General features: G+C 71.0%; 11 protein-coding genes. All 11 read right to left on the bottom strand.

Annotation, left to right across the window (positions count from 1 at the left end; all coding sequences use genetic code 11):
- Positions 1-197: 197 nt before the first annotated feature.
- The gene (gene arcC / locus EMA17_RS38110; RefSeq protein ID WP_126641782.1) at positions 198-1,133 is read right to left on the bottom strand and encodes a carbamate kinase; all 936 of its coding nucleotides are present in this window, start codon (positions 1,131-1,133) and stop codon (positions 198-200) included.
- Between the two features lie 154 nt (positions 1,134-1,287).
- Complete coding sequence (argF, locus tag EMA17_RS38105) at positions 1,288-2,289, bottom strand: ornithine carbamoyltransferase (RefSeq protein ID WP_126641781.1); 1,002 nt, start codon at positions 2,287-2,289, stop codon at positions 1,288-1,290.
- A gap of 142 nt (positions 2,290-2,431) precedes the next feature.
- Complete coding sequence (locus tag EMA17_RS38100; RefSeq protein ID WP_126641780.1) at positions 2,432-3,658, bottom strand: arginine deiminase; 1,227 nt, start codon at positions 3,656-3,658, stop codon at positions 2,432-2,434.
- Between the two features lie 121 nt (positions 3,659-3,779).
- A complete protein-coding gene (locus EMA17_RS38095) occupies positions 3,780-5,216 on the bottom strand; it encodes an amino acid permease (RefSeq protein WP_126641779.1) in 1,437 nt (478 codons plus the stop codon).
- A 276-nt stretch (positions 5,217-5,492) separates the two neighbouring features.
- Positions 5,493-8,093, bottom strand: a complete 2,601-nt coding sequence (locus tag EMA17_RS38090; protein WP_126641778.1) for a polynucleotide kinase-phosphatase — start codon at positions 8,091-8,093, stop codon at positions 5,493-5,495.
- Positions 8,090-10,048, bottom strand: coding sequence for a 3' terminal RNA ribose 2'-O-methyltransferase Hen1 (locus EMA17_RS54680; protein ID WP_126641777.1), 1,959 nt, complete (start codon positions 10,046-10,048; stop codon positions 8,090-8,092). Before EMA17_RS54680 ends, EMA17_RS38090 begins: the two co-directional genes overlap by 4 nt.
- A gap of 42 nt (positions 10,049-10,090) precedes the next feature.
- Positions 10,091-11,074, bottom strand: a complete 984-nt coding sequence (locus EMA17_RS54675; RefSeq protein WP_176605556.1) for a MerR family transcriptional regulator — start codon at positions 11,072-11,074, stop codon at positions 10,091-10,093.
- Positions 11,075-11,193: 119 nt separating this feature from the next.
- Entirely contained in the window at positions 11,194-11,580 is a 387-nt protein-coding gene (locus EMA17_RS38075) for a YegP family protein (protein ID WP_078974919.1), read from the bottom strand.
- Positions 11,558-12,274, bottom strand: a complete 717-nt coding sequence (locus EMA17_RS38070) for a phosphate ABC transporter ATP-binding protein (RefSeq protein WP_218043215.1) — start codon at positions 12,272-12,274, stop codon at positions 11,558-11,560. The genes EMA17_RS38075 and EMA17_RS38070 overlap by 23 nt, the downstream gene beginning before the upstream one ends.
- Before the next feature lie 176 nt (positions 12,275-12,450).
- Complete coding sequence (locus EMA17_RS38065) at positions 12,451-13,425, bottom strand: sortase (RefSeq protein ID WP_126641775.1); 975 nt, start codon at positions 13,423-13,425, stop codon at positions 12,451-12,453.
- Positions 13,422-15,698 (bottom strand): hypothetical protein, encoded by a 2,277-nt coding sequence (locus EMA17_RS38060; RefSeq protein WP_126641774.1) that lies wholly within the window; start codon positions 15,696-15,698, stop codon positions 13,422-13,424. The genes EMA17_RS38065 and EMA17_RS38060 overlap by 4 nt, the downstream gene beginning before the upstream one ends.
- Between the last annotated feature and the right edge of the window lie 177 nt (positions 15,699-15,875).

Genomic DNA, 15,875 nt, shown 5'->3' with positions numbered 1-15,875 from the left:
CCTTTACCGATCCGCGCTCGAAAAGATCGTCGGCGAACCCGCGTTCCCGCGGGCCCGCCGCGTCCCGAACCACCCCGGTCGTCCGCGCCCGAGGCCGACCGACCACCGCCGACCGACGACCGCGGTCCGCCTGACACCCGGGCACCGAAAGCCGGGCACCGACCGCCCACCGCCGAGCATCGACCACCGAACCCCCGTCAGAGCAGGCTGGTCTCCGGATACTTGCCGCTCGGCGTGACGATCGTCCCGGCATTGCCCCGCAGGATCTCCGCGGCCTGATCCAGCGCGCCGATCGCCGCCATGTCACCGGTCATCTCGACGAACCGGCAGATGGCGTCGACCTTGGGCCCCATCGACCCGGCCGGGAAGTCGCCGGCGCGCAATTGCATGGGCGTGGCGTTGGCGATCTCCTGCGCGTCGGGCTGCCCGAATCCGCGCATCACCCGGGGCACGTCCGTGAGCAACAACAGCGCGTCGGCGTCGAGGGCTTCGGCGAGCAGCGCCGCGGTGAGGTCCTTGTCCACCACGGCCTCGACGCCGGTGAGCTGGCCGAGTTCGTTGCGCACGACGGGCACGCCGCCGCCGCCCGCGCACACCGCGACCGCGCCGGAGGCGAGCAGTTGGCGGATCAGCCGGGTCTCCACCACGCGCGCGGGTTTGGGCGAGGGCACCACGCGGCGCCACCACTTGCCGTCCGGTTTGACGATCCAGCCGCGCTCGCCGGCGAGCCGTTTGGCCTCGTCCTCCTCGTAGACGGGGCCGACGAACTTGGTCGGGTCCTGGAAGGCGGGGTCGGCGGTGGAGACGAGGGTCTGGTTGATCAGTGAGCACACCTGGCGGCCGGGCAGCGCGTTCTGCAGCGACTGGAGCAGCCAGTAGCCGATCATGCCCTGGGTCATCGCGCCCAGCACGTCGAACGGGTAGGGCTGGCTGAGCGACTGGTCGGCGGCGGATTGCAGGGCCAGTACGCCGACCTGGGGTCCGTTGCCGTGGGTCACCACCAGCTCGTGCTCGCGCGCCAACGGGGCCAGCGACTTGACCGCTTTTTGGATGTTGTGCAGTTGGATGTCGGCGTCGGGCTTGTCCCCGCGCTGAAGCATCGCGTTTCCGCCGAGGGCGACGACGACGCGCATGGTGGATCCCTTCGGTCCGGGGCGGCGATCGCGAACGGCGGTCGGCCGATCGTGTCGTCGCGGCATAGCGGGATGAATGGGGTGTTCCGCAACCGCGCGCGGCCCGGGTACCGGTGGTCCGGTGCCCGGGCCGCGCCGATCCTCCTGCCGCGTGTCAGTCGCCGAGGGTGGCGACCATGACGGCCTTGATCGTGTGCAGGCGGTTCTCGGCCTCGTCGAAGACGATCGAGAACTCCGATTCGAAGACCTCGTCGGTGACCTCCAGCGCCTCCATGCCGGTCTTGTCGAAGATGTCCCGACCGACCGCGGTGTTGCGGTCGTGGAAGGCGGGGAGGCAGTGCATGAACTTGACCTTGGGGTTCCCGGTCGCCTTCACCACGTCCATGTTGACCTGGTATGCCTTGAGTTGCGCGATCCGGGTGTCCCAGACCTCCTTGGGCTCGCCCATGGACACCCACACGTCGGTGTAGAGGAAGTCCACGCCCTTGACGCCTTCGGCGACGTCGGTGGTGTGGGTGATCGTGGCCCCCGTGCCGACCGCGATCTCCTTGGCCTTGTCGACGATCTCGGGGTGGTTCCACAACTCCCGGGGCGCCACCATGCGTACGTCCATGCCGAGCATCGCGGCGGTGATCAGCAGCGAGTTGCCCATGTTGTTGCGGGCGTCGCCGAGGTAGGCGAACGAGACGCGGTGCAGCGGCTTGTCCGAGTGTTCGCGCATGGTGAGCATGTCCGCGAGCATCTGCGTGGGGTGCCACTCGTCGGTCAGGCCGTTCCACACGGGCACGCCCGCGTACCTGCCGAGTTCCTCGACGTACTCCTGCTTGCTGCCGCGGTACTCGATGCCGTCGTACATCCGGCCGAGCACTCGGGCGGTGTCCTTCATCGACTCCTTGTGGCCGATCTGCGAGCCGCCCGGGTCGAGGTAGGTCACGCCCGCGCCCTGGTCGTACGCGGCGACCTCGAACGCGCACCGCGTGCGGGTCGAGGTCTTCTCGAAGATCAGCGCGATGTTCTTGCCGACGAGGCGCTTTTGCTCGATGCCCGCGTACTTCGCGGCCTTCAAGTCCGCGGCGAGGTCGAGCAGGTGATTGAACTCCTTGGGCGTGAAGTCCAATTCCTTGAGGAAGTTGCGGTGACGCAGATTGAAGGCCATGGCTCCGGGCTTCTCTTCGGACGGGATCGGGGGATCCGGGGGATCGGGGATCGGGGAGCCGTCGCACACGGGGGGTTCGACGGATCGGACGAGGGGCGCACGACGATCGGGCGACGGTCGTACGGATCGGCAAACCGCCAGGTTAGACGGCCTCGCGCTCGACGGGACAACTCATGCAGCGCGGTCCGCCGCGGCCGCGCCCCAGTTCGCTGCCGCGGATGGTGACCACCTCGATGCCGTTCTTGCGCAGGAAGGTGTTCGTGGTGACGTTGCGTTCGTAGGCGAAGACCACGCCGGGCTCCACGGCCAGTACGTTGCACCCGTCGTCCCACTGCTCGCGCTCGGCCGAGCGCACGTCCTGGGTGGCGGCCAGGACCCGGATGTCGGACAGGTCCAGCGCGCTCGCGATCGCCTTGTGCATGTCGTGGGCGGGGTGGTCGCTGACCTTGAGCGCCTCCTCGTCGTCGCCCGGTTCGATCGTGTACGAGGGCAGCATGCCCATGCCGGCGTACTTGGTGAACGTCTCGCCGTCGAGCATCGTCATCACCGTGTCGAGGTGCATGAACGCGCGCTTCTTCGGCATGCTCAGCGCGACCACCTTGGTCGCGGAGCCGTGCTTGAACAGTGCCCGCGCGAGCGCCTCGACGCCCTGCGGGGTGGTGCGCTCGCTCATGCCGACCAGCACCGCGCCGTTGCCGATGACCAGGACGTCGCCGCCCTCCATCGTCGCGGGAAAGCTGCTCTGGCCGGGGTTCCACACGTTGAAGTCACCCTTGGCGAAGTTCGGGTGGTAGGTGTAGATCGCCTCGAAGTGCACCGACTCGCGCCGGCGGGCCGGCATCGTCATCGCGTTCACCGCGACGCCGTCGTAGACCCAGCACGAGGTGTCGCGGGTGAAGATGTGGTTGGGCAGCGGCTTGAGCACGAAGTCGTCCACTTCCATGGTGTGGAACGCGACGCTGTGCGGCTCCTCCATGTATTCCAGGATCTCCCGCTTGGTGATCCCGCCGACCAGGTAGCGCACCAGTTCGTTGACGTCGAAGCCCTCGAACAGGCCGCGCAGTTCGTCCACCGCGAGCAGGCCGAACTCGCGTTCGTCGAAGACCCGGTCCAGGACCATCTTCTTCGCCGGCGGCTCGCTCGCGAGCGTCTCGCGCAGCAGGTCGGTGAACAGGTGTACGCGGATGCCCCGATCGCGCAGCGCGTCCGCGAAGCCGTCGTGCTCCTCGCGGGCCCGCTTGACCCACAGGACGTCGTCGAACAGGAGTTCGTCCTTGTTCGTCGGGGTCAGCCGCTTCATCTCCAGGTCCGGGCGATGCAGGATCACCTGCTTGAGACGACCGGTCTCCGACTCGACGTGGAACCCCATGGAATGGTCCTCCTGACCGTTGCGAACTGCGGTGTACGTGCCGGCCATCGGGACCGGACCGACTTGCGGATGGTGTTTCCGGTTCGTGGGGACACGATGCGCGCGCCGGGCGCGCATCGCGCTAGTGCCCGCGCGTGTCGACGGTGATGTCCGCCGCCTCGGTGGGTGGCGCCTCGGCGCCGCCGGGGCCGTACTCGCCGCGCGCGGCCTTGACCCAGATGTAGACCGGGATGCCGAGCAGCAGCATGATCAGGCTCTTGAGCACCGCGTCCGAGCCCGCGCCGTAGACCATCCACAGCGTGAACACGAAGCCCACGACCGCGATGACCAGGTCCTTGGCCAGGGCCGCGCGAGAGACCGGGCGCTCGCGGGTGACCAGCCAGAACAGTTGCGCCGACGCGGAGAACAGGTACGGGATCACGGTGGTGACGGTGGCGAGCAGCAGGATCGTCTCGAACGCGTCCTCGGACCACAGGTAGTTCACCGCGACCACCACCGAGGTCAGGACCGTCGCGACGAGGATGCCGAACGCGGGCACCCCCGCCCGGTTGACCTCGGCGAACGAGCGGGGGAACATGCCGTCCCTGGCCGCGGCGTACGGCATCTCCGCGCACAACATGGTCCAGCCGTTGAGCGCGCCGATGCCGGAGACGATCGCCATCGCGGCCATCAGGCCGCCCCAGACGCTCCCGCCGAACATGTTGTTCAGCGCGTCGGAGAACGGGGCCGAGGAGTCGACGAGTTCGCCGTGCGGCACGTTTCCCATCACCGCGATCGTGCTCAGCATGTACACCGCGGCGCAGGCGAGCGTGCCGAGGATCGAGGCCCTGCCGATGTTGCGTCGGGGGTTCTCGACCTTCGCCGCGGCGACCGAGGCGGCCTCGATGCCCGAGTAGGCGAAAACCACCAGCGCGGCGGAGACCTGGAGGGCGCCGAGGAAACTCTTGCCGCTCGCGTTGAACGGGCCGAAGTTGGCGTTCTCGACGAAGAACAGGCCGACGACGGCGACGAACATCAGCGGGACGAACTTGAGCACGGTGGTGACGACCTGGAACAGGCCCATGTTCTTGACGCCGGACAGGTTGATCAGGGCCGGGATCCACAGGCCGACGAGCGCGATCGCGATCTTGCCCGGCGTGGAGTCCCAGTGCAGGAAGTAGTTGACGTAGCCGACCCAGGCCACCGCGATACCCGCGTTGCCGGCCCACGCGGTGATCCAGAAGGACCACGCGTTCAAGAAGCCCGGGAACTCGCCGAACGCCTCGCGGGCGTAGGCGTACGGGCCGCCGGCGGCGGGCACGCGCGCGCCGAGTTTGCCGAAGATCGCGGCGATCGCCAGCGCGCCGACGGTGACCAGGCCGAAGGCGAGGATACTGATGGTGCCGTACTTGGCGAGCGTGGCCGGCAGCAGGAAGATCCCGGTGCCCACCACGCCGCCGATCACGAGCGCGGTCGCCTGCGGCAGACCGAGGGTGCCCTGCGCCGGATCCGGGTCGTCCGCCTCCGGCCGGGACGCCGATGTGCCGGTCGGCGCCTTGGGGTCCACCACGTGGCTCATCGCTGCTCCTCCGTGTCTCGAGGCGACCCGGCGTCGAGCGTGTTCGGCGCCGTTTTCCGCCACATTCGGATCCTGCACCCGGACCCGCGTCCCCGACCTCCGGCACAGGTCCCCACCTGCGGCGACGCTCGGACCGATCGACCCGGGACCTTCGACCCGCCGCGATCGGCACATGGCATTGAAGCGACATACCCGAAGTAGCCGGCATTCACATACGAAAGGGCGGCATCCGTGTCTCCGCGGATGCCGCCCTTGCTGTGAACAGGTGACGTGGACTCAGAGGCGCGGGTCCACCGGTTCCGATTCGAGCGCGAGTACGGCGAAGACCGCCTCGTGTACGCGCCACAGCGCTTCACCGGACGTGAGCCGCGCCAGCGCCTCCGCGCCCAGCGCGTGCTCGCGCAGTGCCATCGAGCGCTTGTGGCCGAGACCACGATCGCGCAACCGGTCGAGGTTCACCGGTTCGGTGTAGTCGGCGCCGTAGATGATCCGCAGGTACTCCGGACCGCGGCACTTGACCCCGGGCTGCACGCGTCGGTTGGCGACCCGGTCGGCCTCGCCCGCGAGCGGCTTGACCACCATGCCCTCGCCGCCGGTGGAGGTCAGTTCGGTCCACCAGGCGATGCCGGCCGCGACCTGCTCCTCGTCGGTGACGTCCACGACCAGTCGCCCGGTGGGCGCGAGCAGCCCGGAGGAGTCGGCCGCGACCAGGCGGTCGGCGAGCGCGAGATGCCACTCGTGGTCGCGGCCCAGGTAGGACCCGCCACGACCGGCGAGCACCTGGAACGGGGCGAAACGCAGCCCGGTCAGGCCGTCGGTGGGCCAGCAGTACCGGCCGTAGGCGTCCACGAACGCGCGAGCGTTGGCCGTGCGTCCGGCGATCCGGTCGGCCAGGTCCCCGACGTCGATACCGCGTTCGAGTGCACGCGCCAGCGCGGCGCCGGCGACCGGCAGCGCGGCGGTCGCGGCCGCGCCCACCGACGCGTACTGCTGCCGCAGCAGCTCCTGCGCCTTGGCCGACCAGGGCATCAACTCGGCGTCGAACAGCAACCAGTCGGTGTCCAGTTCGGCCCACAGGCCGGCCGCGTCGATCGCCCCGCGCACGCGGTCGAGGAAGCCGTCGGTGGTGGCCCGGTCGGGGAAGAAGCCGCGCCCGGTGCGGGTCCACACCGCGCCCGCGCCCATCCCCTCGTCCACGCCGAACGCCTCGCGTGCGACGGCCTCGTCCCGGCACACGAGGGCGATCGCACGCGAGCCCATGTGCTTCTCCTCGCAGATCACCCGGGTGACGCCGTCCGCACGGAACTGGGCGAACGCCTCGGCCGGGTGTTCGAGCAGACCGGGCAGCGTGCTCGTGGCGCAGGGCGCCATCGTCGGCGGCAGGTAGACCAGCCAGCGCGGGTCGATGGCGAACCGGCTCATCACCTCGAGGGCCGCGGCCGCGTTCTCCTGACGCACCGTCACCAGGCCCGCGCCGGCGGTCTCGACGTGCCGGCGACCGACCCCGCCGGGAGCCAGGTCCAGCACGTCGCCGAGGTCGAGGGCGCGCCCGTCGCGACCACCGGGAGCGGCGGAGGCGAGCGGTCGCACGGGTTCGTACCAGACCTGCTCGGCCGGTACCGCGACCAGTTCGCGCTCCGGCCAGCGCAGCGCGGTCAACTCGCCGCCGAACACCGCGCCGGTGTCCAGGCAGATCGTGTTGTTCACCCATACGGCGCGCGGCGTGGGCGTGTGACCGTAGACCACGGTGGCCTTGCCGCGGTACTCGTCGGCCCACGGGTAGCGCACCGGCAGGCCGTACTCGTCGGTCTCGCCGGTGGTGTCGCCGTACAGCGCGAAGCTGCGCACCCGACCGGACATCCGGCCGTGGTACTTCTCCGGCAGACCGGCGTGGCACACCACGAGCCGACCCCCGTCGAGCACGTAGTGGCTGACCAGGGATTCGCAGAAGTCGACCACCTCGGCGCGGAATTCCTCGCTCTCCGCGGCCAGTTGTTCGAGCGATTCGGCGAGGCCGTGGGTGGTCTTGACCTGGCGGCCCTTGAGCGCGCGCACCAGCTTGTTCTCGTGGTTGCCCGGCACGCACAGGGCGTGTCCGGCACCGACCATGCCCATCACCAGGCGCAGTACGCCGGGCGTGTCCGGCCCGCGGTCGACCAGGTCGCCGACGAACACGGCGGTGCGGCCCTCGGGGTGCGCCGCGTCGACCGGTCGCCCGGCCTCGTCGCGGGTGAGCGTGTATCCGAGTTCGACCAGCAGCGACTCCAATTCGGCTCGGCAACCGTGGATGTCGCCGATCACGTCGAACGGGCCGGTCAGGTGTCGCAGGTCGTTGTAGCGGCGCTCGTGGACGATCTCGGCGCGCGCGACCTCGTCGGTGCCGGAGAGCACGTGCACCTTGCGAAAGCCCTCGCGCTGGAGACCGCGCAGCGAGCGGCGCATGTCGCGGTGTTGGCGCTGGATCACCTGCGGGGGCAGGTGCATGCGGTCCGGGCGCTCGGAGTTGCGCGCCTGGCATTCGTCCTGGGGGATGTCCAGCACGATCGCGACCGGGAACACGTCGTGGTCGCGGGCGATCCGGACCAGTTGCGCCCGCGCCTCGCGCTGCACGTTGGTCGCGTCCACCACGGTCAGCCGGCCGGAGGCGAGGCGCATGCGGGCTACGTGGTGCAGCAGTTCGAACGCGTCGCCGGAGGCCGACTGGTCGTTCTCGTCGTCGGCGACCAGGCCGCGGAAGTAGTCGGAGGAGAGGACCTGGGTGTGCTTGAAGTGGGTGCGGGCGAAGGTGGACTTGCCGGCGCCGGTGGTGCCGATCAGGACCACCAGACACAGGTCGGGCATGGTCAGTGCGCGGCGGGCGCTCGCGTCGTGGGTCATGCCGTCGCTCCGGTGCCTTCGTCGTCGGTGGGGGTGGGACTGGGGGTGTCGGTGGTCGCGGGGGTGTCGTCGGTGGGGAGGGCGGCGCCTGCGCCTGCGGCGGCGTCGGTACGGGTGAACACCGCCATCTGGGTGGAGGGGCCGACCTCGGGGTCGACCTCGCCGACCGGTTCGAAGCGGGCCACGTAGCCGTAGGTCGCCGCCGCCCGTTCGGCCCAGGCGCGAAACGTCGCGCGGTCCCATTCGAAGCGGTGGTCGCCGTGGCGCATGGCGCCGGCGGCGAGGCCGTGGCCGCCCGGCTCCTCCGGTGCGTAGCGGACGTTGTACTCGACGTTGGGCGTGGTGACCACGACGGTCGCGGGTCGGGCCGCGCCGAGTACCGCGTACTCGAGAGCGGGCAGGCGCGGTTCGTCCAGGTGCTCGATGACCTCGCACAGCACCGCCGCGTCGTAGCCCGCGAGCCGCTTGTCGGTGTAGGTCAGCGCGCCCTGGATCAGGCGCACGCGATCGCGCTGCCGCTCGGACATCCGGGCGAGCTTGAGCTTGCGCTCGGCGATGGTGAGCGCGCGGATGGACACGTCGACGCCGACGATCTCGCGGAAACGCGGTTCCCTGAGCAGTGCTCCGATCAACTTGCCGTCGCCGCACCCGAGGTCGAGCACGCGTTCGGCGCCGGCCGCCCGCAGGGCCTCCAGGATCGCATCGCGCCGCTGCCGGGCAAGCGACAGGCCAACCCCGCCGCCGGCCTCGCCCGCGGGCGAGGCCGCAGGAACGGAGTCCTCGGTCGCAGCCGACACGACACCGGCCGCAGGCAGGGACGCAACGCCCGAGGCCGCAAGCGCACCCGCAGACGCGACATCCGAGGTCGCAGGCACGGACGCACCCGCCGCAGACACACCCGCGGACGCGACGCCCAGGCTCTCGGGCCCACCCGCACCGGCACCCGCAGGCGCAACGTTCGACGCCGCGGGTACGGACGCGCCCGCCACAGACATGCCCGCGGACGCGATGCCCGAGGTCGCAGGCGCGGAGGCAGTGGTCGCGGGCGTCGGCGTACCGGTCGCAGGCGCGTGCGTGGTGCCCGCAGGCGCAGGCGCAGCGCCGGCGCTCGCGTCGGTGACCGCTGCGGGCGCGACCGCAGGCCCCGATCCCGGCTCCGGGTCCTCGTCCGGTATCGCGTTGTCGAGGTCCTCCGGTGCGGTCTCGTCGACTTCGGCCAGTCGTTCGATCGCGCTGCGGGTGAGGGTGGGTCGGCGCGAGAGGTATCGGCTCGCGATCAGGTCACGGTCCGGGTGCGCGGCCAGCCAGCCCTCGCCAGCGCGGAGCAGCTTGTCCACCTCGTCCGGCGCGACCCAGTAGTGCTTCGCGTTGTCCAGCACGGGGAGCAGCACGTACAACTGCCGCAGCGCCTCCGCGAGCGGCATGGTGCCGGTCAACGCCAGTCGCACGTAACGCGATTCACCCCACTCCGGGAAGCCCTCGTCCAGCGGCACGGTCTCGGTCCGGACCTGCCACCCCAGCGGCTCGAACAACCGCCGGACCATCTCCTCGCCCCCACGCGCGGAAAGCGCGGGCACCTCGATCTCCAGCGGCAGAGCCATCGCGGGCAGTTCGGGACGCGCGTCGCAGCGCCCCTGCATCGCGGTGCGATAGACCGTGCCGAGTGCGACCGCGAGCAACGACGAGGCGGCGTAGGGCCGGTCGTTGACGTACTGCGCGAGCGTGAGGTCGGGCGAGCCCTTGGCCCCCTTGCCCCGCTTGACGCCGCGCGTGAGCGCGATCGGGTCGACGTCGAGCAGCAGCGCCGCGGTGCAGCGCTTCTCGTCCGCCTCGGGGTAGAAGACGTGGGCCTCGCCGTAGGTGGTGGAGAACCGCTGGGCCTTCCCGGGATGCTTGTGCAGCAGGAAGCCGAGGTCGGTGGCGGGCCGATGCGTGGTTGCGATGGTCAGGAACACCGGACCGATTATGTGTCAGATGTACCGGCTCCGACGATCGCTTTATTCGCCTGTCGGGTGGGTGCCCTCGACCGCCACGGACAGTTCCACCACCGTCTCGGACGTCCCGGATCCGGGCGCGCCCGGCACCTCGCGCGGGCAGTGTTGTCGCAGCGTGCCCAGGTCGATCGACAGGCCCCGTTCGGCGGCGGCGCGAACCAGGGCGGCGAACGCCGGATGCACGGCGGTGTCGTCGTCGGGGTCGTCGTCGGTGACCGGGTGGTCGGTGGCGAGCTCGCGACCGGCCGGGCGCACGCCGGCGACCGTCCGCCGGCCCGGGACGAACCAGCCGTCGGGCGCCGGCGCGGACAGCGGCAGGCACAGCACGACCTCGGCGCCGGCGTCCGCGGCGGGTCGGCCCAGGTCCAGCCAGAAGGGGCCGGTGGGGGTGATCCCGTCCGCGGCCAGACTCGCGTACAGGTCGAACAGGGCCTCCTCGACCGCGACATCGGCGTCCGCGACCGTCCCGTCGGCCCCCGCGACCACCGGGCCCGAGCCCGCACCCGCACCCGCACCCACACCCGCACCGGCGCTCGAGCCCGCCCCCACCCCCGCACCCGCACCCGCCGGCTCCGTGCCGGCCCCGGGCGTCGCGACGTACTCGACGACGCCGACCCACGCCTGCGCCCGGGTGGGCCGCGACCGCACGTCGTGGCGCGACTCCGTGCCGGCGAGCACCCGCTCGGCGGCCGCGAGCGCCCGGTCCTCGCGCGCGCGTTCGACGCGCACCGCCTCGCGACGGGCGTGCAGCGCCTGCTGCGGGGAGCCGCCGCCGGCCACCGCGATCCGTACCTCCGCGAGCGGCACTCCCGCCGCCCGCAGCGCGCGGACCACGCCCGCCTGTTCGAGTTGGCCGACCGCGTAGCGGCGATAGCGCGTGCCCGGGTCCACGTCGGCGGGCACCAGGACGCCCTGTTCGTCGTACCAGCGCAGGGCCTTGACGGTCAGGCCCGTGGCGCGAGCGAAGTCTCCGATGCCGAGGAACATCCTCATCACCTCCCGACCGACCACGGTGCCCCCTCCCGTGACGGGAGAGTCCACCGCCCCGGGCCGGGCGCGTGCGCACCGCCACGATCGCGTCGATCGTGGCGGGCGCGCGGCCCGGGTCACCAGTCGTCGGGCTCGGTGACGGTCAGCAGACGGACGAATCTCTCGTAGGACACCTGGCAACTCTCCAGGCGCTCGTAGGTACGGGCCGACAACGCGACGGGGGCGCTGGGTTCGAGAGCGACGCTCCAGAACCAGCCCGGCGCCCCCGTCGCCCGTCCGATGACGGGCACCAGGTCCACGACCCGGCGACGCAGCCGGTCGAGCTCGATGCGGCAGGCCCCCGCCGTGACATGGCCCCGAGCGGACCGCGCGAGCACGCGGCCGTTCGGGGCGATGAGCCGCCACCGCACGTGCTGCTCGGCGTCCAGGTGGACGTCGTAGCGCGCGTGCCGTTCCGGCGTACCGTCCGGGGCCTGCGACTCATCCGAAGCGACCGGCGACATAGTCGGCCGTCCGGGGGTCGCGGGGGGCACCGAAGATCGCGGTGGTGGGTCCGGCCTCGACGATGTGGCCGGGGGTGTTCTCCGCCGCGAGGAAGAACGCACAGTGGTCGGATACACGTTGGGCCTGTTGCATGTTGTGCGTGACGATGACGATGGTGACCTCGTCGCGCAACTCGCCGATGGTGTCCTCGATCCGCCTGGTGGAGGTCGGGTCCAGGGCCGAGCACGGCTCGTCCATGAGCAGCACGTCCGGGTCGACCGCGAGCGAACGGGCGATGCAGAGACGTTGCTGCTGGCCCCCGGACAGCGCGCCGCCGGGTTGCCTGAGTCGATTGCGCACCTCCGTCCACAGGCCGGCCCGGGTCAGCGAGGATTCCACGACGGCGTCCTTGTCCGCGTTGCGCACGCCGGTCAGCTTGAGGCCGGCGACCACGTTGTCGTAGATGGACATCGCCGGGAACGGGTTGGGCTTTTGGAAGACCATCCCGACCCGGCGCCGGGTCTCGATCGGCCGGCGGGCGGAGTCGTAGATGTCCTCGCCGTCGAGCAGGACCCGGCCCGCGAGTTGGGCGCTGGGTACCAGTTCGTGCATCCGGTTGAGGATGCGCAGGAACGTGGATTTGCCGCAGCCGGACGGCCCGATCAGGGCCGTGACGGAGTTGGCCGCCATCACGAGGTCGACGCGTTCGAGCACCTTGTGGGTGCCGAACCAGGCACTGACGGTCTCCGCGGTGAGCGTCGAGCCACGCCCGCCGGCGGATTGAGCCGGTAAAGGCTGGGTCTCGGCTGCGGGAGCGAGAGTCGTCGCACCGCTGTCCGGGCTGGTCACGTGCGGAGCCTCCGGGGTGTGGAGTGGGACGGGAACCGGCGTCAGAGCGTCGCCGGGAGTACGCGTGCGGCGGATTCGTACAGTGCCCACACGACGGCGAGCACGACCGGGGTGCCGAGCAGGAGCGTGACTCGGCGATCGGGGTGACGGCGCAGGGCCCAGACCAGGACGGCGAGGACGATGGTGAACGCCTGCGCCCACAGGAGCAGTCGCACGCCGGCGTTCGCGTAGCCGCCGGTGCCCTTCTCGTCCGCGCGTAGACCTTGCGGGCGCCGGCCCTCCTGGGCCTTCGGGGCACCTTGCAGTTCGGCGACGACCACCGTGCGGCCGCCGGGGCGGATCCACGAGTCGGCGGTGATCAGCACCAGTCGGTTCTCCCGGCCGGGTGCGAGCACGTCGTCCTTGCCGTTGGCGATGTGCCTGCGCTCGATCACCTTGTAGGTGAACTCGCCCTGCTGGGTGGTCGCCTCGATCCGCTGGCCGACGCGCAGGTCGTCGAGGTCGTGGAACGGGCCGCCGAAGCTGTACGCGCGGCCCATGATCACGCTGTGCCCGCCCTGCCCGGGCAGGCCGCTGGTCCGCAGGTGTCCGGGGCCCTTGGCGAGCGAGTCGGCGGTGGTGCCCTCGACGACGACCTGGCGCAGGCCGATCGCGGGGATCCGCAACATCGCCACCGGCTTGCCCTTGGCGATGGTGCCGCCGAGAGGGGCGACGTCGCGGTAGAGCTCGTCGGAGAGTCGGTCGGCCAGGATGCTCTGGTCGCGGGCCTGTTGGATGTCGGAGACGACGTACACGTAGCCGACGAAGCCCGCGATGAGCAGTGCGAGCAGCGCGACCGCGGCGCCCGCGACGGTGTAGGGGTCGGCCCGGCTCGCGCGGGACCCGCCCGCGGTCGCCGGCGGTTGCGCACCGGCGCCGGCGCCTGCGGGTGCGGGTGCGGTCGCAGGCGCGGGTGTGGTCGCGAGGGTGGTCGCCGGCGCGGTCGCGGGGACCTTGGAGACGGTGTCGGCGGTCATGCGGGCACTCCCTGGCGACCGATCAGGCGCAGGACGGCGGCCACCGGTGGTGGCCAGTTGCCGGTGCGGCGTTTGTGTCCGAGGGAGAGCAGTACGGGGCAGGCGACGAGCGCACCCGCGCTCACGCACATCAGTACGAGCAGCACGATCGCGGATCCGTCGCCGTCGAGCGCGTCCTTGATCACGTTGGCGACCGAGGGGAACGGCCCCTTGTCGGCCGGCGGCGCGGCGGCACCCACCGGTGCGGTGGAGGGCCCCGCGGTCGACGGCGCGGCCGAGGGCGAGGCGTCGGGATCGCCGGCGACCGGGGTGTTCGGGGTGCCGGTGTTGCCGGTACTCGTGCCCGCGGAGGTACCGGTGTTGTTGTCGGTGTTTCCGTTCACGGGCGGGTTGGTGGGCGGCGGGGTTTCCCCGGTCCACTTGGGCGCGTCGGCGATCTTCTTGCGGGCGTCGGCGATCTGCTGCTTTTGCGCGTCGGTGAGCGGGGTGTAGCCGGGCGGCAGCGCGCCGGGCTGGAAGGTGCCCGTCTGCGTCTGTCCGGCGGTCGCCGCGTAGGCGAGGAAGGTGTCGATCTTGGCGGCCTTGGCGGCGGTGAGCTTGTCGGTGGAGACCATCGCCACGTCGGTGGCGGTGAGCGGGTAGGCGTTCGCGGCGGTGCTGCGGTAGTCGTTGGTCAGCGTCGCCTTGTCCGGGCCCGCCTTGGCGGCGGCGAGTCCGGCGCGCACGGTCGCGGGGTCGGTCGGGTCCACGAAGTTGCCGGCGGCGTTGCGGAGCTTGGCGACGGGCGTGCCCATGCGCAGGGCCGCCTCGACCGAGGTCACGGCCATCACGGTGTGCGAACCGAACCTGTCCTGACCGTCGTCCTTGGGCCCGAAGTCGCCCACGGTGCGGTTCATCGGCACCGCGTTGCCGAGTCGGTTGACGATGTCCTCGTACACCGTCTGCGGCACGTTCACGTTGGACTGGGCCTCCAGGCGGTTGGTGTATACCGCCAGCGGGTACGTCGCCGTGCCGACACGCCACTCCGGCGGACACACGATGCCGTTGGCATCCGGTGTTCCGGAGAGCCATGCGGCGGTTTCCGGGTCGGCGGCGAGCCAGGCGGTGAGTGCCCAGATCATGTCGTCCTGGACACCGCGCAGGATCGGACTGCGGTCGGCGACCGGCCATGCGTGCGCCTGATTGACGGCCTTGAACTCCGGGTCGTCGTAGACCTTCAGGATCGCGCCCGGCCCACGCGGCCCCGTGGTGTAGGCCCCGGTGATCATTTTCGCGACCAGGCGCGGGGTCAGACTCATCGACGTGATGGGTTCGTTGGTCTTCGCGTCGTCGATGTTGAAGGAGATGGCCAGCGCACCGTTGGTCAGCGGCGCGTACACCGTCTTGTCCTTGTCCCGGGTACCGGTCAATCCCACCGGACGGGCCTGGTCGAGCGCGCCGCCGATGGGCTGCTGGGTGACGCCGATGTCGGTTCCGTCGCGGAGGAAGACCTCGCGAGAGTTGGGGCCGGAGCCGGAACTGACCGTCATGTTGACCGGGTTCGTCCGGGCACCGCACAACCCGAACACCCACGAGGCACCGGCCTGGGCGAACTCGCCGGTGCCGGTGACCGACAGGTCGGGGTGTTCCATGCCCGGGCACGCGTCGGGCGCGGGGATGAACGACAGCGGCGTCACCGCCGCCTGCCCGGCGGCGAAGGCCACGTCCATCTCGGTGTCGGTGATCTGATACTGGACACCCAGATCGATGTGCTGCTTCGGCTGGAAGGAGGTGGCGGTGCTGCCCGCCTCGGGCATCACGAACGCCACGACCGAACACGCCTGTCGGTCGGAGCAGCCCAACTGCGGCAGTCGCAGCGCCGGCCTGACCTGGAGCCACACTTCTCCGGATCCGTCCGCGCGGGTGGGCACTCCGGTCTGCTTGGTGGCGAGAATCGGCGGATTGCCGTCGGGTTGTTGGAAGACGCCGTTCTCCGTGTAGGTCGGCGACCAGCAGTCCCGAGGCCGGGGCGTGGCGCCCTTGCACTGCATCACGACGACGCTGTTGGTACCGGCGGCCAGGGTGAAGCCGGTCCACTTGACCAGGATGCGCTGGTTGACCAGGTTGATGCTCTGCGACACCGTCACCGCCGGGCGGGCGGCGGGCTCGGCCGCGCCCGCCGACCCGGCGACCACGCCGAGCCATCCCGCGAGCAGCGCGACGCACAGCGCGATGACACCGGCGACGGACAACGCGCGGCCCGGCGAAGCGGTGGAACGCTCGATGCCGCTCACGGCAACCCCACTTCTCTCGCCCCCGTTCGGGACCGGTTTCCCTGCCGATTCCCCCCGGCGAAAACGACCCGCGCCGATCCTCGCGCGGCGCGGCGGCACCGAGGGAGCGGAAACCGACACGGTGTTCGAAAGTTCGTCTGCGGCGCACGGACCGGACATCTCCCGGTCACCCGGCGC

Source organism: Embleya hyalina (genome assembly GCF_003967355.1).
GTDB classification, from domain to species: domain Bacteria; phylum Actinomycetota; class Actinomycetes; order Streptomycetales; family Streptomycetaceae; genus Embleya; species Embleya hyalina.
Note: the sequence above shows the minus strand (reverse complement) of the source record. Positions and strands in the feature narration are given on the sequence as shown.

Coding starts and splice junctions, on each gene's coding strand:
- arcC (WP_126641782.1), bottom strand. CDS start 1,133: ATGCGCGTCGTCGTCGCCCTCGGCGGAAACGCGATGCTTCAGCGCGGG.
- argF (WP_126641781.1), bottom strand. CDS start 2,289: ATGGCCTTCAATCTGCGTCACCGCAACTTCCTCAAGGAATTGGACTTC.
- EMA17_RS38100 (WP_126641780.1), bottom strand. CDS start 3,658: ATGGGGTTCCACGTCGAGTCGGAGACCGGTCGTCTCAAGCAGGTGATC.
- EMA17_RS38095 (WP_126641779.1), bottom strand. CDS start 5,216: ATGAGCCACGTGGTGGACCCCAAGGCGCCGACCGGCACATCGGCGTCC.
- EMA17_RS38090 (WP_126641778.1), bottom strand. CDS start 8,093: ATGACCCACGACGCGAGCGCCCGCCGCGCACTGACCATGCCCGACCTG.
- EMA17_RS54675 (WP_176605556.1), bottom strand. CDS start 11,074: ATGTTCCTCGGCATCGGAGACTTCGCTCGCGCCACGGGCCTGACCGTC.
- EMA17_RS38075 (WP_078974919.1), bottom strand. CDS start 11,580: ATGTCGCCGGTCGCTTCGGATGAGTCGCAGGCCCCGGACGGTACGCCG.
- EMA17_RS38065 (WP_126641775.1), bottom strand. CDS start 13,425: ATGACCGCCGACACCGTCTCCAAGGTCCCCGCGACCGCGCCGGCGACC.